Below are 23,267 nucleotides of genomic sequence, written 5' to 3'. Positions count from 1 at the left end.
TTAAGTGAAGAGGCCATCCGCAAGGATGGCCTTTTTGCGTTTCTGCGCTGCACAAACCGTAGGCCGGGTAAGGCGAAGCCGCCACCCGGCAAGTCAGACCGCACTCCACTTCACAATAAACTCAGCAATCCCATCCTCATCATTTAAATCCAGCACCGGAACCTCAATATCGAGAGCAACATCGCTGGCCACCGCAATCACATGCTCATCCAGCGTTAACTCGCTGATATCGTGCCCGGCATCGCTTCTGAACAGCAGGATCTTAGGCACGGCCTCATGCTTAAATCCCTCAACCAGCACCAGATCCAGCATGGAGTGATCCATCCGGCTCACCAGATACGCGAGATCCAGCGGTGCCTCATCCGGCGTTTCTGTCATCAATGCCCAACGCTGGTTGCTTGCTACCATTGTCTGCGCGGCACCCGCTTTGCGCAGCTCATAGCTATCTTTGCCCGGCTTATCGACATCCATATTATGGTGAGTATGCTTAATCAAGCCTGGACGAATACCGCGGGCGCACAGAGCGAGTATCAGTTTTTTCAGCAACGTGGTTTTTCCTGTCCCACTCCAGGCTGAAATGGCTAAAACAGAGTTCATCTCTTCTCCTGCATGGCCTGTAAATCTTCTATTGTGTTCACATTCACGAACGATGTTTTCATGTCGCTAAAATCAACAGCATGTCCGCCGACCTTACGCATAAACACCATCACTCTTCGCTCTCCGGAAGCCAGATAGTCGCTCATAGCAGGAATCAAGGATCGGTTAATGAGCGCGATAGTTGGGTGGTCGCGCTCGCCGTCATGCACCCAAACCACGGGTGAATCACCTCGCTGTTGCACCATCCGTTCCACCAGGCAGGTGGGTATAAATGGCGTATCACACGAACAAAAGAGAAACCACTCTCCCTGCGACTGCTGCATCACCGAAAGCATACCTGCCAGCGGCCCCGGAAAATCTGCGAGATTATCCTGATAAACGGGAAACCCGCTGCGCTGGTAAATATCGATATGGCGATTTGCGCTCAGCGCCATTGCTGACACCTGATCGACAAGCGTATCAGCGACATGCTGCCATAAGGGCTTGCCTTTCAGGAGCTGTAGTCCTTTATCTTCCCCGCCCATCCGCGTAGCTCTGCCGCCTGCCAGAACGACCCCAGTGATTTCCAGGCTAAGATTCACGAATATCGCCTCTTTTATTGTGGGATTGACCCTGCTAACGTGTCACTCTAAATGAAAGGAGCACCACCATGAAATGTAAACGTCTGAATGAAGTCATTGAACTCCTCCAGCCAGCCTGGCAAAAAGAGCCAGAGCTGAATCTGATGCAATTCTTACAGAAACTGGCAAAAGAGTCAGGTTTTGACGGCGATCTGGCAGACCTTTCTGACGACATCCTGATCTACCACCTCAAAATGCGCGACTCAGCCAAAGATGCTGTTATTCCTGGTATTCAGAAGGATTATGAGGAAGATTTTAAAACTGCATTGCTGCGCGCCCGAGGCGTAATTAAAGAGTAAAAGCTTGTAAGCGGAGCCACCGAAATCGCTACAAGATGATATCCTGAATCATTCGTATAATTTCCGGATGATCGGATGAACGACCAGGCTTTTACTTTCCAGACACTACACCCGGATACCATTATGGATGCCCTGTTTGAACAGGGTATTCGTGTGGATTCCGGGCTAACTCCGTTAAACAGCTACGAAAACCGCGTCTATCAATTTCAGGACGAGGATCGTCAGCGCTTCGTCGTAAAGTTCTATCGCCCTGAACGTTGGTCTGCACAGCAAATTCAGGAGGAGCACCAGTTTGCTCACGATCTGCTGGTTGATGACGTTCCCGTTGCCGCGCCGATAAAGTTCAATAACCAAACGCTGCTCACGCATGAAGGGTTTTACTACGCCGTATTCCCCAGTCTGGGTGGCCGCCAGTTTGAAGCGGATAATATCGATCAGATGGAGTGGGTTGCTCGCTATCTGGGACGCATTCATCAGACGGGACGTAAAACAGCGTTCACTGCCCGACCAACGATCGGGATTCATGAATATCTCACCGAACCACGTCAGATATTCGAAACGTCTGCGCTGATCCCCGCTGCGTTAAAGGATGATTTCCTCAACGCCACCGATAAGCTTATTGCTGCGGTGAAAACCTGCTGGCGTGATGATATTTCCGTTCTGCGCCTGCATGGCGATTGTCACGCCGGAAATATTCTCTGGCGCGATGGACCGCTGTTTGTCGATCTCGACGATGCGCGCATGGGACCAGCGGTTCAGGATCTGTGGATGCTGCTCAATGGCGACAAAGCCGAGCAGCGCATGCAGCTTGAAACGATTATTGAAGCCTATGAAGAATTTAGCCCGTTTAATTCAGACGAAATTGCCCTGATTGAGCCTTTACGTGCGATGCGTTTTGTTTATTATCTCGCATGGTTAATCAGGCGTTGGGACGACCCCGCATTTCCTCGTAATTTCCCGTGGCTTACCGGAGAAGATTACTGGCGCAGCCAGATATCTACATTCACTCAGCAGGTTAAGGTTCTTCAGGAACCCCCTCTGCAATTAACGCCGATGTATTAATTGGACACACCCAGGAGAGAGTTAATCATGAAAAAAATTTGGCTGGCGCTGGCAGGTATGATTCTGGCATTTAGCGCTTCTGCTGCGCAGTTTACCGACGGTAAACAGTTTATCACGCTGGAAAAGCCGGTTGCTGGCGAGCCACAGGTTCTGGAGTTCTTCTCATTCTATTGCCCGCACTGCTATCAATTCGAAGAGGTGCTGCATGTTTCTGACAACGTGAAGAAGAAGCTGCCGGAAGGCACCAAAATGACCAAGTACCACGTTGAGTTCCTGGGCCCGTTGGGTAAAGACCTGACTCAGGCGTGGGCGGTTGCGATGGCGCTGGGCGTGGAAGATAAAATCACTGCTCCAATGTTCGAAGCCGTACAGAAAACCCAGACCGTTCAGACCACTGCGGATATCCGCAAAGTGTTCGTTGATGCCGGTGTGAAAGGTGAAGAGTACGACGCCGCGTGGAACAGCTTTGTAGTGAAATCTCTGGTTGCTCAGCAGGAAAAAGCGGCCGCTGATCTGCAGCTTCAGGGCGTTCCGGCAATGTTTGTTAACGGCAAATATCAGCTGAACATGCAGGGCATGGACACCAGCAGCATGGATATTTTCGTACAGCAGTATGCTGACACCGTGAAATACCTGGTTGAGAAGAAGTAATTTCGTTGATATGAAAACGCCGGTCACTGACCGGCGTTTTTGTATGAAGATTTAATGCTGTCTATCTGTTCGTCTTTCTCTTTCCAGAGCGTATTAAGCCACTGCTGGAAACCACGTTTAAAATTCTTATCGTTAACGTAGTCACCGTGCAGCCCGGCATCGATCGGCACTAAATTCACCCGAACAACAATGCGAGTCAGCTTGCCGCTGAGCATATCGAAGAATGGCGTCCTGTCATTTTCCGGATAGCAGAGCGTAACGTTCAGAAGTTTATCGAACTGTGCGCCCAGCACGTTAAGCGCCATCGCAATACCCGCCGCCTTTGGCGGAAGCAGGTTCTGATAAGGGGAGCGTGTTTGTTGACGTTTATCTTCCGTAAACCGTGAGCCTTCAACAAAGTTCACGATGGTCGTTGGATGTGCGCGAAACTTTTCACAGGAGCGGCGCGTGGTCTCCACATCCTTACCGCGACGCTCCGGATGACGAATCAGATAGCTGCGCGAATAGCGTTTCATAAACGGCATATCAAGCGCCCAGCAGGCCAGCCCGATAAAGGGCACCCAGGCGAGCTGCTGCTTCAGGAAGTACTTGTTCATCGGGATATGTTTGCGAAAAAGCACGCATAACACCACGATGTCCGCCCAGCTGTGATGATTGCAAATCAGCAGGTACCAGTTCTTTTTGTTGAGGCTCTCAAGCCCTTCGACATCCCATTTCAGATGCGGATTCAGGCACAGCAGGATCGCTAGCCCTTCACACCAGCAATACATCATGAAATTACAAAACGCAGAGACGGATCGCCACACCGCAGGCACAGGCAGCAGCAGTTTAACGATCCCGGCGATAATGATTGGCACAGAACACGCAATCGTCACCAGAATAGTTAAAATGATGCTTAGCGGTAATGTTATTGCAGTGAGCAATCTCGACATGATGAGCTTTTTCAGGTGGTTAGCTTTAATGGACCGGCCGATGATACGGCGCCGGGGGCTGATTTTATCAGAAAAGTGACAAAATTATGGCGCTTTCATATCGTCAATAGACGGCTTTTCCCCTGAAGCAGAAGATTTCTCTAATATTGTGCGCTAATCAGGACTTATATCCACATAGACTAAATTGCCATCAGCAGGCTATTTTCATGCAGTGTTAGTTGTTAACATTATGATATGTAATAATTTATTCTCAACGCGCGCCTGCTTTAAGTATCTGTTTTTCATTTGAAGTGAAAATATTCACAAACTTATCCACAGTTTGAATTTTGCGAGCGATCCTCACGATCGCAAAATCTTTTCCTGTATCGAACCTGAATAACTGATGTTTTCATCCTTCTGTGGCATCCTTTACGCATAAATTGATTAAAGGCACGGACATTATGGTTCAGATCCCAGAAAACCCACTTATTCTCGTCGACGGCTCTTCTTACCTGTATCGGGCGTACCATGCGTTTCCTCCTCTGACCAATAGCGCAGGGGAACCTACCGGCGCGATGTACGGCGTGCTGAACATGCTGCGCAGCCTGATTCTTCAGTATCAGCCCACCCATGCGGCTGTCGTTTTTGATGCGAAAGGCAAAACCTTCCGCGATGAGCTGTTCGAACATTACAAATCCCATCGTCCGCCAATGCCTGACGATCTGCGTGCGCAGATTGAGCCGCTGCACGCCATGGTGAAAGCAATGGGCCTGCCGCTGCTGGCCGTCTCTGGCGTGGAGGCTGACGACGTCATCGGTACGCTGGCGCGTGAAGCTGAAAAAATGGGCCGTCCGGTGCTGATCAGCACCGGTGATAAAGATATGGCGCAGCTGGTGACGCCAGGTATTACCCTGATCAACACCATGACCAACACCATTCTGGGGCCAGAAGAAGTAGTCGCTAAGTATGGCGTGCCGCCAGAGCTGATTATCGACTTCCTCGCGTTGATGGGCGACTCCTCGGATAACATTCCTGGCGTTCCTGGCGTCGGTGAAAAAACCGCGCAGGCGCTGCTTCAGGGGCTGGGTGGCCTGGACACGCTCTACGCGGAACCAGACAAAATCGCCGGACTTTCCTTCCGTGGCGCAAAAACCATGGCCGGGAAGCTGGAAGAGAACAAAGAGGTGGCTTATCTCTCCTATAAGCTGGCAACAATCAAAACCGATGTGGAACTGGAGCTGGGCTGTGAGCAGTTGGAAGTGCAACAGCCTTCCGCTGACGACCTGCTGAGCCTGTTTAAGAAATACGAATTCAAGCGCTGGACCACTGACGTAGAAGCCGGTAAATGGCTGCAGGCAAAAGGGGCCAAACCTGCTGCTAAGCCGAAAGAGACGATTGTCGTTGATGCCGAAGATCAGGCTGAAGAAGAAGCCGCAGCGCTCTCCTTCGACAACTACGAAACCATTCTGGAAGAGTCACAGCTGATCGCCTGGATCGAGAAACTGAAAAAAGCGCCGGTCTTTGCCTTTGACACCGAAACAGACAGCCTCGACAACATCTCAGCCAATATGGTGGGATTGTCCTTTGCGACAGAGCCGGGTATTGCCGCCTACGTTCCCGTGGCGCACGACTACCTGGATGCGCCGGAGCAGATCTCCCGCGAGCGCGCGCTTGAGCTACTGAAGCCGATTCTGGAAGACGAAAAGGCGCTGAAGGTTGGGCAAAACCTCAAGTACGACCGCGGCATTCTGCAGAACTACGGCATTGAGCTGCGCGGGATTGCCTTTGACACTATGCTCGAATCCTACATTCTGGACAGCGTGGCGGGCCGTCATGATATGGATTCCTTATCTGACCGCTGGCTCAAGCACAAAACCATTACCTTTGAAGAGATTGCCGGTAAAGGGAAAAATCAGCTCACCTTTAACCAGATTGCTCTTGAAGAAGCAGGGCGCTACGCGGCGGAAGATGCCGACGTCACGCTGCAACTGCATCTGAAGATGTGGCCAAAACTGCAGAAGCACGAAGGTCCGCTGAACGTATTCCAGCATATTGAAATGCCGCTGGTGCCCGTGCTGTCCCGTATCGAACGCAATGGCGTTAAGATCGATCCAACGGTGCTGCATAACCACTCTGGCGAGCTCGCGCAGCGTTTGACCGAGCTCGAGCAGAAAGCGCATGAGCTTGCAGGCGAGCCGTTTAACCTCTCTTCACCGAAGCAGCTGCAAACCATTCTGTTTGAAAAGCAGGGCATCAAGCCGCTGAAGAAAACCCCTGGCGGCGCGCCGTCAACCTCTGAAGAGGTGCTGGAAGAGCTGGCGCTGGACTACCCGCTGCCAAAAGTGATTCTGCAGTACCGCGGTCTCGCGAAGCTGAAGTCTACCTACACGGACAAACTTCCGCTGATGATCAACCCGAAAACAGGTCGTGTGCACACGTCGTATCATCAGGCGGTAGCGGCAACCGGGCGTCTCTCGTCAACCGATCCTAACCTGCAGAACATTCCGGTGCGTAATGAGGAAGGGCGCCGCATTCGTCAGGCCTTTATAGCCCCTGATGACTACCTGATTGTCTCGGCTGACTACTCGCAAATCGAACTGCGCATTATGGCGCACCTCTCCCGTGACAAAGGCCTTCTCAGCGCGTTTGCCGAAGGAAAGGATATTCACCGGGCGACAGCAGCCGAAGTCTTCGGTCTGCCGCTGGACAGCGTAACCAACGAACAGCGCCGCAGTGCAAAAGCGATCAACTTCGGTCTAATTTACGGCATGAGCGCGTTTGGCCTTTCACGCCAGCTAAACATTCCGCGCAAAGAGTCGCAGAAGTATATGGATCTTTACTTCGAGCGTTATCCGGGCGTTCTGGAATATATGGAACGCACCCGCGCGCAGGCGAAAGAGAAAGGTTACGTTGAAACCCTGGATGGCCGTCGTCTCTATCTTCCGGACATCAAATCCAGCAACGCGGCGCGCCGCGCTGGCGCAGAGCGTGCGGCGATCAACGCCCCGATGCAGGGTACCGCAGCGGACATCATCAAGCGCGCAATGATCGCCGTTGATGACTGGCTGGAGAAAGAGAAGCCGCGCGTGAAAATGATCATGCAGGTACACGATGAACTGGTATTTGAAGTGCACAAGGACGACCTCGACGCCGTGTCGAAGAAGATCCACGAACTGATGGAAAGCAGCATGACGCTGGACGTGCCGTTGCTGGTGGAAGTGGGAAGTGGTGAAAACTGGGATCAGGCTCACTAAAGGTTCTGTGAATAACGCGCTTTTTATGTAAGTTAGCAACATAACAACGCGCGTTTTGTGACGATCATTAGAATTCCCTATGTAAAGAATGAAAAAAAACTACAAAAAGTGCTTTTTCTACAGCAAAAAAAGGGGTAGAGTTATCGACGTAGGGTACAGAGGTAAGATGTTCTATCTTTCAGACCTTTTACTTCACGTAATCGGATTTGGCTGAATATTTTAGCCGCCCCAGTCAGTAATGACTGGGGCGTTTTTTATTGCGGCAAAGAAAAGTTCGGGCAAAAAAAAGCGCGGACATCGCCGCGCTCGGTATTACTCTTCTTCCGCTTCCGTCGCGGGTTCCAGCTCGTTAAACCAGCTGTCGAGCTTCTGACGCAGCTTGTCCACGCCCTGTTTTTTCAGCGAAGAGAAAGGCTCAACCTGTACATCGCCATTGAAGGCCAGTACCGCTTCGCGAACCATATTCACCTGCGCTTTACGCGCGCCGCTTGCCAGCTTGTCGGCTTTCGTCAGCAGCACCAGCACGGCAATATCGCTTGCTACGGCCCAGTCGATCATCTGCTGATCGAGATCCTTTAGCGGGTGACGAATATCCATCAGCACCACAAGACCTTTCAGGCACATGCGCTTTTCCAGGTATTCGCCCAGCGCACGCTGCCACTTGATCTTCATCTCTTCAGGCACCTGCGCATAACCGTATCCCGGCAAGTCTACGAGGCGTTTGCCTTCAGCCACTTCAAAGAGGTTAATCAGCTGGGTACGGCCAGGTGTTTTTGAGGTACGCGCCAGGTTTTTCTGATTGGTCAGCGTATTCAGGGCGCTGGATTTCCCCGCATTTGAGCGGCCAGCAAATGCCACTTCAATACCGGTATCAGAAGGCAGGTGGCGAATATCGGGCGCACTGGTGACAAAATGCGTCTGTTGGTAGTTCCAGGTAGTCACGTGGTCGTCTCCAAAAATCGTAATCTGGAGGGATTATACCCGAATGCGGGCAAAAGGCTTTTCTCATTGCACGAGGCTTGCAGGCGAATGCCCAAACGGCTGTAAGAGATCGGCTAATGTTGCTATGGGAGATTTCAGAGAATTCGCAGGCGTCAAAAAATGCAAACTGTTTTAAATCATAATCTTATTTCCAGGTAATTATCTGAAAATCCGTATTTGTACCGTTTCGTTGCTTGTTAGTTTAACGGAACAAGGTAAAGTATGCGGCAAGGCGAGGAAGCCAACAGGAAATCGACTTAAGGATTAGGGTCAGGAGCGCCAGGAGGCGAAGACGCAGGATAGTCAGGACGACCAGCGCCTGGAGGCGTTTTAACAGGAAATGGAACCATACACGGACGGTATCAGCCAAAGGATAAACAGGGTGTGTTGTTGGTAAACATGGAATGTCTGACCCGTTAAGGGTTGTGAGTCAGGAAAAAAGGCGACAGATTGCTCTGTCGCCTTTTTTCTTTGCTTGCTTTCTGCTAGATTTCGCCGCAATTCTATACTGAAGAAAACGACTTTAAGATAAAACATCATGAAAAAACCAACCTCCGCTGCGGGCGCGAAACGCCCTGCAAAAGCACGCCGCAAAACGCGCGAAGAACTAAACCAGGAAGCGCGCGATCGCAAACGCGATAAGAAGCATCGTGGCCATGCTGCGGGTAGCCGTGCCAACGGCGGTGGTGCAGCGGGCGCTTCTGCAAAAGGCAAACAGCAGAAAGACCCTCGTATCGGCAGTAAAACTCCCATTCCACTGGGCGTGACAGACACCCCGGTCACTAAGCAGCACAAACCAAAGAGCGAGAAACCTATGCTTTCACCGCAGGCTGAGCTGGATATGCTGGAGAACGATGAGCGCCTGGACGCGCTGCTGGAACGTCTTGAAGAGGGTGAAACCCTGACCGCCGAAGAGCAGTCATGGGTAGATGCCAAACTGGACCGCATTGATGAGCTGATGCAGAAGCTGGGTCTGTCTTACGATGACGAAGACGACGAAGAGGAAGAAGAAAAGCAGGAAGATATGATGCGTCTTCTGAAAGGTGGAAACTAACATTTGCACCCGGCAGGCACGATAGTCCTGCTTATAACCCTTCCGGTTATATGTTATCTGGTGTGGTTATTCGTTAAACTACGGCGGTTGTCGCGGCGACAGAAGTGGCTGCGCACCCGAATGATGGCCCGCGATGGGGCCAGAACGGGCCGCCGTATACGAACGCGACACCAACGGAAGGAGTGAGCATGTCAGCACCAACTATCGACTGGGATTTGGCCCTAATCCAGAAGTATAACTATTCCGGGCCGCGTTATACCTCATACCCCACCGCGCTGGAGTTCTCCGATGCCTTCGGCGAGGCGGATTTTCAGCAGGCCGTCGCGCGCTATCCAGAGCGTCCGCTGTCGCTCTACGTCCATATTCCGTTCTGTCATAAGCTCTGCTACTTCTGCGGCTGCAATAAAATCGTGACCCGTCAGCAGCATAAAGCCGACCAATACCTCGATGCGCTCGAACAGGAAATTGTGCACCGCGCACCGCTTTTTAAAGGGCGTCACGTCAGCCAGCTTCACTGGGGGGGCGGCACGCCAACGTATCTCAATAAGGCGCAAATAAGCCGCCTGATGACGCTGCTGCGCGGAAATTTCAATTTTAACGACGACGCTGAAATCTCGATCGAAGTCGATCCGCGTGAAATTGAGCTGGATGTACTGGATCACTTACGCGCCGAAGGCTTTAATCGTCTGAGCATGGGCGTGCAGGATTTCAATAAAGAGGTGCAGCGTCTGGTCAACCGTGAGCAGGACGAGGAATTTATCTTCGCCTTACTCAACCACGCGCGTGACATCGGCTTTACCTCGACCAACATCGACCTGATTTACGGCCTGCCAAAGCAGACGCCGGAGAGCTTCGCCTTCACGCTGAAGCGCGTGGCTGAACTTAGCCCGGACCGCCTGAGCGTCTTTAACTATGCGCACCTGCCGACGCTATTCGCCGCCCAGCGCAAAATCAAAGATGCCGATCTGCCTTCTGCCCAGCAGAAGCTGGATATCCTGCAGGAAACAATCACCTCTCTGACCGAGAGCGGCTATCAATTTATCGGCATGGATCACTTTGCCCGTCCGGATGACGAGCTGGCGATTGCCCAGCGTGACGGCGTTCTGCACCGCAACTTCCAGGGTTACACCACTCAGGGCGATACCGATCTGCTCGGCATGGGTGTCTCCGCCATCAGCATGATCGGTGATTGCTACGCGCAGAACCAGAAAGAGCTGAAGCTCTACTACCAGCAGGTTGATGCAACCGGCAACGCGCTATGGCGCGGCATCGCGCTGACCCGTGACGACTGCATTCGTCGTGATGTGATTAAGGCGCTTATCTGCAACTTCCGTCTCGACTTTAGCGACGTGGAAGCACAGTGGGATCTGACATTCAGCGAATATTTTGCGGAAGACCTGAAGCTGATTGCGCCGCTGGCGAAAGACGGGCTGGTGGATGTGTCGGAGAACGCGATTGAGGTCACGCCGAAAGGGCGTCTGTTGATCCGTAATATCTGCATGTGCTTTGACGCGTATCTGCGCCAGAAGGCGCGTATGCAGCAGTTTTCACGGGTGATTTAAGGTGCAAAGCCGGGTAAGGCGAAGCCATTACCCGGCTTTTACATTTCAACCTGCTAGCTAAACAGCCCAACCAGCGCCGCACATAATACCGCAGCAACAGCGGTTTGCGGCGTGTGGCTTTCAGCTGCTCCGCTCGACAGTAAAGTCACTAATGATTCCAGCATGATGGTTCCCCCAATTTCCGGGCACGATCATACAAAACTCATCGGAACAGTAAAGCGCAAAATAACGGCAATTTGCGCTCAATTAATAACCTTTACACAGCGGTGTACGATCACTCCATTCCCAGCTCTTTCAGCTTGCGCGTCAGGGTATTACGTCCCCATCCCAGCAGGCGCGCCGCTTCCTGCTTATGGCCCTGCGTATGACGAAGCGCGGTGGTCAACAGCGTACGCTCCATCTCTGGCTGAGCCTCAGACAGCAGGTTTTGATGACCGGAACGCAGCGCGCGGTCGGCCCACTGCGCCAGCAGCGTTGCCCAGCTGTCTGGAAGCGCGTGCCCGGTGCTGCTTTCGGGCGCGGTGGCCTCAAACAGTTCGGCAGGGAGATCCTGAATCAACACTTCCTGGCCGGCGGCCATCACGGTCAGCCAGCGGCAGGTGTTTTCCAGCTGGCGTACGTTGCCCGGCCACGCCAGACGGGTGAGGGCGGCATCGGTTTCCGGGTGAAGCTGCTTGGCTTCCACGCCCAGCTCGCGGGCCGCCACCTGCAGGAAATGACGCGCCAGGCGCGGGATATCTTCCCGACGCTCGCGCAGCGGCGGCAGGTGGACGCGGATCACATTCAGGCGATGGAATAAATCCTCACGGAATTTGCCCTCCTGCACGCGCAGCTCCAGGTTCTGGTGCGTCGCGGCGATAATACGCACGTCCACCTTCACCGGCGCATAGCCGCCCACGCGGTAAAACTGCCCGTCGGCCAGCACGCGCAGCAGGCGAGTTTGAACGTCCAGCGGCATATCGCCGATCTCGTCCAGGAACAGCGTGCCGCCGTCAGCCTGCTCAAAGCGCCCCTGGCGAATGGTATTCGCGCCGGTAAACGCCCCTTTTTCGTGGCCGAACAGCTCGGACTCAATCAAATCCTTCGGGATCGCCGCCATGTTCAGGGCGATAAACGGCGCTTTTGCCCGCGGGCTGTGGCGATGTAACGCATGCGCCACCAGCTCTTTACCTGTACCCGATTCCCCGTTAATCAACACGCTGATGGACGAGCGGGACAGACGGCCAATAATGCGAAACACGTCCTGCATCGCCGGCGCTTCGCCGATGATGTCAGTGGTTGGCCCAAAATCGGGTGCGTGGCGCGGCTGTTGTTGCTCCTGGTAGTGGCTAATCGCGCGCTCAACCAGCGCCACCGCTTCGTCGATATCAAACGGTTTGGGCAGGTAATCGAACGCCCCTTGCTGATAGGCGCTCACCGCGGCATCCAGGTCGGAATGAGCCGTCATTATGATGACCGGAAGCATAGGATGGCGCTGTTTGATCTGCTTTAACAGCGCCAGCCCGTCCATGCCCGGCATGCGAATATCCGACAGCAGAACGTCCGGCGTTTTGGTGGTGAGTGCGTCGAGCACCTCGCTGCCGCTCTCAAACGTCGTGCAGCTTAAACCTGCCCCTGTGAGCGCGCGTTCAAGCACCCAACGGATGGAGCTATCGTCATCGACTACCCAGACTATCCCTCGTTGCATAAACGTCACCTTTATTTTTTAATCGGCAGGAAAACCGAAAACTCGGTATGTCCCGGCCAACTGGTAAATTCAATTTTTCCGGAGTGCTGATCGATCAAGCTGCGGGCGATAGATAAGCCCAGTCCCGTACCGCCTTCGCGCCCGCTTACCATTGGGTAGAACAGGGTGTCCTGCAGATGAGAAGGAATGCCAGGCCCGTTATCCTCAACGTCGATGCGTGCCGCCAGACGATAGCGCACGCCGTGCAGCGTGAGCTGGAAGGCGGTGCGGGTGCGTAAAATAATCTCGCCGCCTTCCGGCCCCAGCGCCTGCAGGGCATTGCGCACAATATTCAGCAGAACCTGCTCAATCTGGTCCGGGTCATGCGCCAGTTCCGGCAGGCTTGGGTCGTAATCACGCACCAGCGTGACGTTCTCCGGCAGCTCCATGGAGACGAGCTTCACCACCCGTTCAGCGACTTTATGAATGCTTTCTGAAACGTGCATACCCGGCTGCTGCGGCCCGAGCAGGCGATCGACCAGGTTACGCAGGCGGTCCGCCTGCTCAATGATGACGTTGGTATATTCCGCCAGCGCAGGGTCGGGCAGGGCTTTGGTCAGAAGCTGCGCCGCGCCGCGTAACCCACCCAGCGGGTTTTTGATTTCATGCGCCAGACCGCGCACCAGGTCACGGGCGGCAATTTGCTGCGCATGCTGAAGCTGCTCCTGGCTCAGGCGACGCTGATTATCCATCGGCGCCATTTCCAGCAGGATCAGTCCTTCCGGCAAACGTTGCGCGGTAAGGGAAAGAATATGTGAACGTCCGTCGATCACCAGCGTGACTTCGTTATCGGTGAACCCCTGACCGGCCTGCAAACTCTCCTGCATCAGGCCAATATTCAGCGAGAAATAGCTCAACAACTCAGGAAGCGGGGTGCCAAACAGTTTGCGCGAGCTCTGGGCGAGCAGCTGTTGCGCCGCCGGGTTGGCGTAATGGACGGCCAGCTCGTCGTCGACCAGCAGGATGCTGTTAATCAAAGAATTGAGGATCTGCCCAGCATCGGGCAGCGTGCCAGTTGCCATTCAGCAGTCTCCTGGAGTCGTTGCACTGTTTTAGTGCAGTATAGCGGTTTCGGCGTAAAAAGCGCGTGAGATCAGGTTGTTGGTGGAGAAAAAAGCCCATCCGGAGATGGGCTAAAAGTTTCCACGGCAACTACCCCCGGCGCTTTTGACGCCGGGTAAAACAACTAAATTAAACGCTGTAGTACAGTTCGAACTCAACCGGATGCGGAGTCATGCGCACGCGGTCGTTCTCTTCAGTACGCAGGGCGATGTAAGCATCGATAGCGTCGTCAGTGAATACGCCACCCGCAGTCAGGAACTCGCGGTCTGCATCCAGAGCCTGCAGGGCTTCTTCCAGAGAGCCAGCAACCTGTGGGATCTCTTTCGCTTCTTCTGGCGGCAGGTCGTACAGGTTTTTGTCCATCGCTTCGCCTGGGTGGATCTTGTTCTTGATACCGTCCAGACCGGCCATCAGCAGCGCTGCGAAGCACAGGTATGGGTTAGCCGCTGGGTCCGGGAAGCGCACTTCGATACGACGCGCTTTTGGAGACGCCACCACCGGGATACGGATGGAAGCAGAACGGTTACGCGCAGAGTAGGCCAGCATGACTGGCGCTTCGTAGCCCGGGACCAGACGCTTGTAGGAGTTAGTGGTTGGGTTCGCCAGGGCGTTGATCGCTTTAGCGTGTTTGATAACACCACCGATGTAATACAGCGCCTGCTCGGACAGACCGGCATATTTGTCGCCAGAGAACAGGTTGGTACCGTTCTTGGACAGAGACATGTGGCAGTGCATACCGGAACCGTTGTCGCCAAACATTGGTTTTGGCATGAAGGTCGCGGTTTTACCGAAACGGTGCGCAACGTTGTGCACAACGTATTTGTAGATCTGAATTTCGTCCGCTTTTTTGGTCATGGTGTTGAAGCGGGTTGCCACTTCGTTCTGACCTGCAGTCGCCACTTCGTGGTGGTGCGCTTCAACAACCAGGCCCATCTCTTCCATCACCAGGCACATGGTGGAACGGATGTCCTGCGCAGAGTCGACCGGAGGAACCGGGAAGTAACCGCCTTTCACACCAGGACGGTGACCTTTGTTACCACCTTCGTATTTGGTGGAAGAGTTCCATGCGCCTTCGATGTCGTCGATAGCCACGTGGGAGCCAGAAATAGAGGCACCGAAGCGGATGTCGTCGAACAGGAAGAACTCTGGCTCTGGCCCGAACAGAACGGTGTCCGCGATGCCGGTAGAACGCAGGTACTCTTCAGCGCGTTTTGCGATAGAACGTGGGTCGCGGTCGTAGCCCTGCAGCGTGCCTGGCTCGAGGATGTCGCAGCGGATGATCAGGGTTGGTTCTTCGAAGAACGGATCAATGACCGCAGTGGTTGCGTCTGGCATCAGAACCATGTCGGATTCGTTAATGCCTTTCCAGCCACCAATGGAGGAGCCGTCAAACATTTTGCCTTCTTCAAAGAATTCGGCGTTCACCTGATGAGCAGGGATTGTGACGTGCTGTTCTTTACCTTTGGTATCGGTGAAGCGCAGATCAACAAACTTCACTTCATGTTCGTTCAGCATCGTCAAAACGTGTTCAGCGGACATACTTAACTCTCCAGATTGGTCATTGTCGTCGTGGTAACGAGGTCTTCAATTTCTGTTGGTACTGGCTGTTGCCATGTATTTTTTATAAAGCGAAATCTGTGCCAACTTTTAAAACACCCCAAAAAGGCGTTATCATGCGCACCATAGTGCAAAAGGGCTGCACCATGATGGATTTGTTGCACCAGCATAGTGCTTCAATGTGAACATTAAGCACCATATTGGTGCAATTTACGTTAAAGTGCCCTTTTACCGCTCCGTGAAAGCGATCACAAAGCATCTCTGCAATACTTGTTTGCGGGGGATGTTTGTGATCCTGTTTTGTAGTGCGATTAATCCGTGTACAATAACGCGCTATTTCTAAATGCCTGAGGCAAAGTTGTGATCGAAAATTTGCGTAACATCGCCATCATCGCGCACGTTGACCATGGTAAAACTACCCTGGTTGATAAGCTGCTGCAGCAATCCGGTACGTTTGATGCGCGTGCCGAAACCCAAGAACGCGTGATGGACTCCAACGATTTGGAGAAAGAGCGTGGGATTACCATCCTCGCGAAAAACACCGCGATTAAATGGAATGACTACCGTATCAACATCGTTGATACCCCAGGGCACGCCGACTTCGGTGGTGAAGTTGAACGTGTAATGTCCATGGTAGACTCCGTTCTGCTGGTCGTTGACGCAATGGATGGCCCAATGCCACAGACGCGCTTCGTGACCAAAAAAGCTTTTGCCCATGGTCTGAAGCCAATCGTTGTTATCAACAAAGTTGACCGCCCTGGCGCGCGTCCTGACTGGGTTGTTGACCAGGTCTTCGACCTGTTCGTTAACCTCGACGCGACCGACGAGCAGCTGGACTTCCCTATCGTTTACGCCTCTGCGTTGAACGGTATCGCAGGTCTGGACCACGAAGACATGGCTGAAGACATGACCCCGCTGTATCAGGCGATTGTTGACCGTGTGCCTGCGCCAAACGTTGACCTGGAAGGCACCCTGCAGATGCAGATCTCCCAGCTCGACTACAACAACTACGTTGGCGTAATCGGCATTGGCCGTATCAAGCGCGGCAAAGTGAAGCCTAACCAGCAGGTCACTATCATCGATAGCGAAGGCAAAACCCGTAACGGTAAAGTCGGTAAAGTCCTGACTCACCTGGGTCTTGAGCGTATCGAGAGCGACATCGCTGAAGCGGGCGACATCATCGCGATCACCGGTCTGGGTGAACTGAACATCTCCGACACCATCTGCGATCCGCAGAACGTCGAAGCGCTGCCAGCCCTGTCCGTTGATGAACCAACCGTATCCATGTTCTTCAACGTCAACACCTCTCCGTTCTGTGGTAAAGAAGGTAAGTTCGTTACCTCTCGTCAGATCCTTGACCGCCTGAACAAAGAGCTGGTGCACAACGTTGCGCTGCGCGTTGAAGAAACCGAAGACGCTGATGCATTCCGCGTTTCCGGTCGTGGTGAGCTGCACCTGTCTGTTCTGATCGAAAACATGCGTCGTGAAGGTTTCGAGATGGCGGTTTCCCGTCCGAAAGTAATCTTCCGTGAAATCGATGGCCGTAAACAAGAGCCGTTCGAAAACGTAACGCTGGACGTAGAAGAGCAGCACCAGGGTTCCGTGATGCAGGCGCTGGGCGAGCGTAAAGGCGACCTGAAAAACATGAATCCAGATGGCAAAGGCCGCGTACGTCTCGACTACGTGATCCCAAGCCGTGGCCTGATCGGCTTCCGTTCTGAGTTCATGACCATGACCTCCGGTACCGGCCTGCTGTACTCCACCTTCAGCCACTACGACGATGTTCGTCCGGGCGAAGTGGGCCAGCGTAACAACGGCGTACTGATCTCCAACGGTCAGGGTAAAGCGGTTGCATTTGCGCTGTTCGGTCTGCAGGATCGCGGTAAGCTGTTCCTGGGTCACGGTGCTGAAGTTTACGAAGGCCAGATCATCGGTATTCACAGCCGTTCTAACGACCTGACGGTAAACTGCCTGACCGGTAAGAAACTGACCAACATGCGTGCGTCCGGTACTGACGAAGCAACGGTTCTGGTTCCACCGATCAAGATGACCCTGGAGCAGGCTCTGGAGTTCATCGATGATGACGAACTGGTAGAAGTGACTCCACAGTCAATTCGTATCCGTAAACGTCACCTGACCGAGAACGATCGTAAACGTGCTATGCGCGGTGCGAAAGAAGACTAATACGGTCAATCCGAAGTAAAAAAAGCCGCTGAGAAATCAGCGGCTTTTTTATTAGAACGAATAACGTAACCCCAGGCGGATCCTGTACTGCTCGCGGTTGTAATCATTCCATCTGTCCAGCCACTGGAGTTCGAGGTACGGCAGCCAGTTTCTGTCGATCTTATAGCTGAACTTGTTGGTAATTTCCCAGTGATGGTCTTTGCCATTTTTGCTGTGGTAATCATTTATCCGCTGGAAAAAGTGCGGCTCAAAGGTATAGAAAAACGCATCCGTCACCTTGAAATTCCAGTAGTTGGCGAATTCGTGCGTGTCGTTCTTATCCATCTGCCCGTTATAGTCCGGCGTATCGTAATTGTTATGGTTATAGCGATAGCGGAACGTCAGATTAAACCCGTCCGTGAATTTATAGTTGGTATCTAAATAAACCGCGCCACCCGAACCGGCGCTGCTGTCGTTGATCAACCCGCCCGGCTGGAAGGTGAGTTTGTCCGTCGGTTTAAAGAGCGGATACCACCCCTCTATTTCGTTATAGCTGTGCTTGAGCTCATCCCACCTCCCCACGTTGTAGGCGTTGGTGAACATCAACCCCGCGCCCATATCGAAGTTATAGCCGGCACGCAGGATCACTTCATGCAGCTCAGAGGCCGTATTGTAGGCTTCACGGGTTTCAACATATGCCCCGGCGAATACCGGACAGGACACAGACGACACGATCAGTACAGTGATGATTCTTTTCATAATTTGTCCATGTATCAGGTACAGAAAGGCCTCCCTCCTGATGAACAGGAAGGAAATACGGGCCGAATTTATTGTTATAAAGTGACTGCTGACGCTTTATTGTTGGGTGTTATCTCAGGGGTATTCGCTGACTGTTTTTTCCGTTTTCCAATCTCCTCGATGATAAAGGCGAAGCGCGCTTCGTTGAGTTTATAAAACAGCCCCATGGTCACGGCGGCGACGATTGCCAGGGCGCACGGCCAGAGGAAAATAAGCTGACGCAAACCCAGCAGCGTGCCCGCGCTCTGCACGGCGTGAGGAACGTAGCCGATCTGGGTCAGCATGATGCCGGGCAGGAAGCCGGCGAGAGCGGCGGAGATTTTGCGCGAGAAGGTGTAGCCGGTGTAAACCGATCCCTCGGCGCGGATGCCGGTTTTCCACTCGCCGTAATCAACGGTATCCGGCACCAGCGCCCAGTTCAGGCTGTTCACAAACGCGGTGCCGAAAAAGGCCATGCAGGAAAAGAGCACGAACAGCAGGGAGCTGGTTCCCCAGAAGAAGTTCAGCACGTCGCCCACCGCCCACAGCGCCAGTCCGCCCAGATAGACCGGCTTCTTGCCAAAGCGCTTCACCGCGCCGGGTACCAGAAACACGCCAATCAGAATGCAGCCCATGCTGAAAAAGCCCATCCACGACAGCAGATGCAGGTCGTTTAGCACGTACTGGGTGTAATAGACCTGAATCGCCAGCTTGATGTTGAACGCAGCGAGAGTACACAGGTTGGCAATGCACAGCACCAGCAGCGGCGGATTGCGAAAAATCGCGCAGAACGATTTCAGAATGCCGGGCTTATGGTGATCGGGCGTTATCTCGACATAGCGCTCTTTCACCCCGCTGTAGCACCACCACATGCAGAACAGGCCGCCGGTGACGAACACCAGCGCAGCCACCAGATAGCCGAGGGAGGGCTGGTGGACGAACAGCGCCTGAATGGGCATAAAGCCGACGGTGCAGAGCAACAGCCCCACCGTTGCGCCGCCCTGACGCCACGCGGCAAGCTGCGCGCGCTCGTTCGGGTTTTTGGTGATGGCAGGGACCATCGCACCGTAGGCGCAGTTCATCAGGCTGTAGCAGAGCCCAAACATCATGAAGAGAACGGTGGCGATGGCCGTTTTGACCGTCAGGCTAAAGTCGTTAGCCATAAACTGCGCCGTCGCGACCAGCGCCACCGGGACGGAGGCGTAAAGTATGAATGGCCGGAACTTCCCCCTCGGGCCAATGTTACGCCGGGAATCCAGCAGCACCCCGGTCAGCATGTCGGTGAACGCGGTAAAAAACTTCGCCACCAGGAAAATAATGCCGCCGTAGAACGCGGGCATCCCCAGTTCATCAGTGTAAAACTTCAGCAGGTACAGCGTGCCAATACACAGCATCAGATTCGAGCCAAAATCGCCCATCCCGTAGGCGCACTTCTCTCGCAGGCTCAATTTCAGGGTTAACGGATCAGTATTGTATGTCATGGTCGATCCTCAGAGCGCCCCGCAGGGCGCTCTATCACGTCATTTAGGCCGTACGTTTGCGCAGTTCGATCTCTTCCACGATGCGCACATACATCTTCTCGTTGAGGTTGTAGAAGCAGCCCATCGCCACGATGGTGATGACCGCCAGCAGGCTCGGGTAGATAAATATCAGCTGCCGCAGCCCTTCAACCGTCCCGGCGGACTGCACCACGTTCGGTACGTAGCCGATCTGGGTGAGCATGATCCCCGGGAAGAAGCCGGCCAGCGCCTGGGATACCTTCCTGAAGAAGGTAAAGCCGGTGTAGACCGTTCCCTCGGAGCGCACGCCGGTGCGCCACTCGCCGTATTCCACGGTATCGGATACCAGCGCCCAGTTCAGACTGTTCACGAACGCGGAACCGAAGAATGCCAGGCAGGAAAACGCCACAAAGCTCACCGAGCCGCCGCCGAAGAAGTAGTTGAGCAGGTCGCCCGCCACCCAAATTGCCAGCCCGCTGATGTAGACCTTTTTCTTGCCGAAGCGCCGCACCGCGCCGGGCATCATAAAGACGCCGATAAAAATACAGCCCATGCTGAAGAAGCCCATGTACGACAGCAGGATCGGGTCGTTCAGCACGTACTGCGTGTAGTAGACCTGAATAGCGAGCTTAACGTTAAAGGCGCCCAGCGTGCACAGGTTCGCGATACACAGGATAAACAGCGGACGGTTCCCGGCAATGGCGCGAAACGACTGCAGCAGCCCCGGCTTTTGCGCCGGGTTAGCGGGCTGCGTCTCGACGTAACGCTCGGTAACGCCCTTATAGCACCACCACATAAAGAACAGCCCGAACAGCGAGAAGAGGGTGGCGGCAAAGATATAGCCAAGCTGGTCATTGCCTTCAATCAGGTTCATCACCGGAACAAAACCCACCGTACAGAGCAGCAGGCCGAGCGTGGCGCCGCCCTGACGCCAGGCCGCCAGCGAGGCGCGCTCGTCCGGGTTTTTGGTGATGGCGGGCACCATCGCGCCGTAAGAGCAGTTCATCATGCTGAAGAACAGGCCGTACAGCATGAACAGCACCGTCGCCATCACCGTTTTGCCGGTCATCTCAAACGGCGTGCCGACGAAGTTGGCAATCGCCAGCAGCGTCACCGGGAACGCCGCGTACAGCACGAACGGGCGGAATTTCCCTTTCGGGCCAATCTTGCGCCGGGAGTCGAGCATGATCCCGGTGCCCATATCGGTGAAGGCGGTAAAAAACTTCGCAATCAGGAAGATAATCCCGCCGTAGGTGCCGGGCAGCCCCAGCACGTCGGTGTAAAACTTCAGCAAATAGAGCGTGCCGATATCCAGCAGGATGTTAGAGCCGAGATCGCCCATCCCGTAGGCGAGTTTTTCTTTAAACGGCAGGCGTAGGGTTGCCGGATCGGAAGTATGTTGACTCATTATTGTTCTCCGTCTGCCCGCAGGTTTCCCTGCGGGCGAGCCTTATCAGATATCACGTAAGGTGCTAAACAGATCTGCCCATTCGCTGTGCTGGCGATAGAAGACCGGCGGCTTGCCGATCGGGGCATCAACGGTCACGTCACCGCCCTGGCAGATTTCCCCCGTCCACGCATTGACCCAGCTGTCCTGCGGCAGATAGAGCGACCAGTCCCGGCGGCCCTCTTCATGAACCGGTGCCACCAGCAGATCGCGGCCAAACAGGTACTGGTATTTCAGCGTGTAGGCGCGCGCGTCGTCCTCATAGTGCAGGAACAGCGGACGCATCACCGGCAGGCCGCTTTTCGCGTTCTGCGCAACCGCAGCTTTGATGTACGGCTTCAGGGTGGTGAACACGGTGGTCATGCGCGCGAAGTGCGCGATGGTTTCCGCATCGCCGTCGAACTGCCAGTTGTCGCCAGGGCGGTTGCCCTCGTGGGTACGCATCATCGGCGTAAAGGCGCTGAAGTCGCACCAGCGCAGCAGCAGCTCCTTGCTGCGCTTCATCTCGAACAGGGTGGTATAGCCGCCGATGTCGCTGTGGTGCAGGCCGTGCCCGGTCATCGCCAGCGACAGCGCCGCAGGGATGACGGACGCCAGACCGTCATCCAGGCTCCAGTCAACGTTCTGATCCCCCGCCCACATCATCACCGAGTGCTTCTGGCTGCCGGTGTAGCCCGCGCGCATGAAGAACAGGATCTCCCCGAGCTTGCCGGTTTCCTGAAGCGCTTCGTAGTTACATTTCGCCCACAGGGCAGGCCAGGCGTTATGCATGATCTCCGCGCTCACGCCGTTGTGCAGGAAGGTATCGGTCGGCAGATATTCCCCGAAATCGGCCATCCAGCCGCCGCAGCCCAGTTCGATCAGGTTCTTTTTAATGACCTCTTTGTACCAGCCGTAGGCTTCCGGGTTGGTCAGGTCGATAACGCCCGCGTAGAACTCGCCGAACTCAACGTGGTAGTCCTCTCCGTCGGCGTTTTTGGTCAGATAGCCGCGTTTCGCCGCCTCTTCACAGAGATCTTTATCGCTGGCCACGTACGGGTTGATATAGGAGAGGAACTGTACGCCCTCCTGCTTCCACTGCCCGATCCGCTCATCAAGCTGCGGATAGAGCGCGCTGTTCCACTTCCAGTTCCACATCACGCGTTTGCCGAAGGAGGTCATGCGGATGCCGGACCAGTCCTGCGCCCAGATGCCGTTCACCTTCACGCCGCCCTCGCGCATGGCGTCGAGCTTCTGCTGGCACACCTCGGTGCCGCCCTGGATGCCCAGCGTCACGCCGTCGTACACCCAGTCCGGCAGCTCCGGCTGACGTCCCAGCAGGCCGGTCAGTTTTTCCAGCAGATCGACGTACGTTTCCGCACATTCGAAGCGCAGCGTGGCGTTATCTTCCCAGAACGCCAGCTCGTGGAAATCCGGCGCGCTGAAGTCAAAGTTCATGTAGCAGCTGTTATCCACGTGGCAGTAGTACTTCTGGGTGCTCACGAAGGTAGGCTGCGGGAAGAAGGTCCAGTAGTAGTCACCACCCGCGTTCTCTTTGCAGTCGGCCTGCCAGGTGACGTAGGTCTGCTTGTTGCGCCCCACGCCCTGCTCGCTGGTCCACAGCGGGAACGGCTTGCCGCGCAGATCGAAATACGAGAACTGCTCGCCGCAGCCGTAGATATGATCTTCCGGCTGCGCCGCCAGCCGCAGCCAGATGCGGTTATGGCCGGGAGCATCATTTTTCAGCTTCAGCTCCAAACGGCCTTCCGCATCCACGCCCACCAGCAGCGTGGCGCTCACCGCATCGCCGCGGGTAAAGCGGATCGCCCAGCCCGCGCTTTGCTGCGAGACGGTCGCGTCCGTCAGGGCAATCTTTTCGTTGAGCTTGTCTTTAATGCTGAAGTTGCCGCGAAACATCTCGATATCGGCCTCGCCTGCGCCGATCCACAGGCAAGGCGCTTCTTCGGAGTGGGACAAAATCAGGCGATCCTGCCAGCGCAGGGTGAAGCCACGTTCGTTATTTTTCAGGTCAATATTGTGTAGGGTACGCATAAAAACTCCGTCTT

General features: G+C 54.4%; 19 protein-coding genes. 7 read left to right on the top strand and 12 right to left on the bottom strand.

Annotated elements, in window-relative coordinates; translation table 11 throughout:
- Positions 1–93: 93 nt before the first annotated feature.
- Complete coding sequence (mobB, locus tag IM284_RS15175; RefSeq protein ID WP_047366769.1) at positions 94–597, bottom strand: molybdopterin-guanine dinucleotide biosynthesis protein MobB; 504 nt, start codon at positions 595–597, stop codon at positions 94–96.
- On the bottom strand, positions 594–1,178 hold the full coding sequence (gene mobA / locus IM284_RS15170; protein ID WP_047366770.1) for a molybdenum cofactor guanylyltransferase MobA: 585 nt from the start codon (positions 1,176–1,178) through the stop codon (positions 594–596). The genes mobB and mobA overlap by 4 nt, the downstream gene beginning before the upstream one ends.
- A 68-nt stretch (positions 1,179–1,246) precedes the next feature.
- Between mobA and IM284_RS15165 the strand changes: the two genes are divergently transcribed.
- The 3 genes from IM284_RS15165 to dsbA all read left to right on the top strand — a co-directional run bounded on the left by IM284_RS15165 (position 1,247) and on the right by dsbA (position 3,229).
- Positions 1,247–1,516, top strand: coding sequence for a YihD family protein (locus IM284_RS15165; RefSeq protein WP_008501866.1), 270 nt, complete (start codon positions 1,247–1,249; stop codon positions 1,514–1,516).
- A gap of 75 nt (positions 1,517–1,591) precedes the next feature.
- Positions 1,592–2,578, top strand: coding sequence for a serine/threonine protein kinase (locus IM284_RS15160; RefSeq protein WP_047366771.1), 987 nt, complete (start codon positions 1,592–1,594; stop codon positions 2,576–2,578).
- A 27-nt stretch (positions 2,579–2,605) separates the two neighbouring features.
- A complete protein-coding gene (gene dsbA, locus IM284_RS15155) occupies positions 2,606–3,229 on the top strand; it encodes a thiol:disulfide interchange protein DsbA (RefSeq protein ID WP_028014899.1) in 624 nt (207 codons plus the stop codon).
- Positions 3,230–3,252: 23 nt separating this feature from the next.
- Here the strand turns inward: dsbA and IM284_RS15150 are convergent, their stop codons facing one another.
- The gene (locus tag IM284_RS15150) at positions 3,253–4,161 is read right to left on the bottom strand and encodes an acyltransferase (RefSeq protein WP_047366772.1); all 909 of its coding nucleotides are present in this window, start codon (positions 4,159–4,161) and stop codon (positions 3,253–3,255) included.
- A 440-nt stretch (positions 4,162–4,601) separates the two neighbouring features.
- On the opposite strand from IM284_RS15150, the gene polA reads away from it, so the two are divergent.
- Positions 4,602–7,394 (top strand): DNA polymerase I, encoded by a 2,793-nt coding sequence (gene polA, locus IM284_RS15145; protein ID WP_047366773.1) that lies wholly within the window; start codon positions 4,602–4,604, stop codon positions 7,392–7,394.
- A gap of 312 nt (positions 7,395–7,706) precedes the next feature.
- Here polA and yihA read toward each other — a convergent pair whose 3' ends face one another.
- A complete protein-coding gene (gene yihA / locus IM284_RS15140; protein WP_014885764.1) occupies positions 7,707–8,336 on the bottom strand; it encodes a ribosome biogenesis GTP-binding protein YihA/YsxC in 630 nt (209 codons plus the stop codon).
- 577 nt (positions 8,337–8,913) lie between these two features.
- Between yihA and yihI the strand changes: the two genes are divergently transcribed.
- Both yihI and hemN read left to right on the top strand, forming a co-directional pair.
- On the top strand, positions 8,914–9,429 hold the full coding sequence (gene yihI, locus IM284_RS15135) for a Der GTPase-activating protein YihI (RefSeq protein WP_028014895.1): 516 nt from the start codon (positions 8,914–8,916) through the stop codon (positions 9,427–9,429).
- Between the two features lie 188 nt (positions 9,430–9,617).
- Positions 9,618–10,991 (top strand): oxygen-independent coproporphyrinogen III oxidase, encoded by a 1,374-nt coding sequence (gene hemN, locus IM284_RS15130; protein ID WP_047366774.1) that lies wholly within the window; start codon positions 9,618–9,620, stop codon positions 10,989–10,991.
- 53 nt (positions 10,992–11,044) lie between these two features.
- On the opposite strand, the gene IM284_RS15125 is transcribed toward hemN, so the two are convergent.
- From IM284_RS15125 to glnA, 4 genes are all read right to left on the bottom strand, one after another.
- The gene (locus IM284_RS15125) at positions 11,045–11,155 is read right to left on the bottom strand and encodes a YshB family small membrane protein (RefSeq protein WP_017382667.1); all 111 of its coding nucleotides are present in this window, start codon (positions 11,153–11,155) and stop codon (positions 11,045–11,047) included.
- Positions 11,156–11,265: 110 nt separating this feature from the next.
- A complete protein-coding gene (gene glnG, locus IM284_RS15120) occupies positions 11,266–12,678 on the bottom strand; it encodes a nitrogen regulation protein NR(I) (RefSeq protein WP_028014893.1) in 1,413 nt (470 codons plus the stop codon).
- 11 nt (positions 12,679–12,689) lie between these two features.
- Positions 12,690–13,739, bottom strand: coding sequence for a nitrogen regulation protein NR(II) (gene glnL, locus IM284_RS15115; protein ID WP_014172250.1), 1,050 nt, complete (start codon positions 13,737–13,739; stop codon positions 12,690–12,692).
- Between the two features lie 169 nt (positions 13,740–13,908).
- A complete protein-coding gene (gene glnA / locus IM284_RS15110; protein WP_008501856.1) occupies positions 13,909–15,318 on the bottom strand; it encodes a glutamate--ammonia ligase in 1,410 nt (469 codons plus the stop codon).
- 378 nt (positions 15,319–15,696) lie between these two features.
- On the opposite strand from glnA, the gene typA reads away from it, so the two are divergent.
- On the top strand, positions 15,697–17,520 hold the full coding sequence (typA, locus tag IM284_RS15105; RefSeq protein WP_028014891.1) for a ribosome-dependent GTPase TypA: 1,824 nt from the start codon (positions 15,697–15,699) through the stop codon (positions 17,518–17,520).
- 51 nt (positions 17,521–17,571) lie between these two features.
- Here the strand turns inward: typA and ompL are convergent, their stop codons facing one another.
- From ompL to IM284_RS15085, 4 genes are all read right to left on the bottom strand, one after another.
- Positions 17,572–18,258, bottom strand: coding sequence for a porin OmpL (ompL, locus tag IM284_RS15100; RefSeq protein ID WP_045260222.1), 687 nt, complete (start codon positions 18,256–18,258; stop codon positions 17,572–17,574).
- Positions 18,259–18,332: 74 nt separating this feature from the next.
- Positions 18,333–19,757: an MFS transporter gene (locus IM284_RS15095; protein WP_193055838.1), complete on the bottom strand. Its 1,425-nt coding sequence runs from the start codon at positions 19,755–19,757 to the stop codon at positions 18,333–18,335.
- Between the two features lie 43 nt (positions 19,758–19,800).
- On the bottom strand, positions 19,801–21,183 hold the full coding sequence (locus IM284_RS15090) for an MFS transporter (protein ID WP_022649848.1): 1,383 nt from the start codon (positions 21,181–21,183) through the stop codon (positions 19,801–19,803).
- Between the two features lie 45 nt (positions 21,184–21,228).
- On the bottom strand, positions 21,229–23,253 hold the full coding sequence (locus tag IM284_RS15085; RefSeq protein ID WP_047366776.1) for an alpha-glucosidase: 2,025 nt from the start codon (positions 23,251–23,253) through the stop codon (positions 21,229–21,231).
- Positions 23,254–23,267: the final 14 nt, after the last annotated feature.

The sequence above is a fragment of the Enterobacter cloacae complex sp. P12RS genome (assembly GCF_014895875.1).
GTDB classification, from domain to species: Bacteria; Pseudomonadota; Gammaproteobacteria; order Enterobacterales; family Enterobacteriaceae; genus Enterobacter; species Enterobacter bugandensis.
Note: the sequence above shows the minus strand (reverse complement) of the source record. Positions and strands in the feature narration are given on the sequence as shown.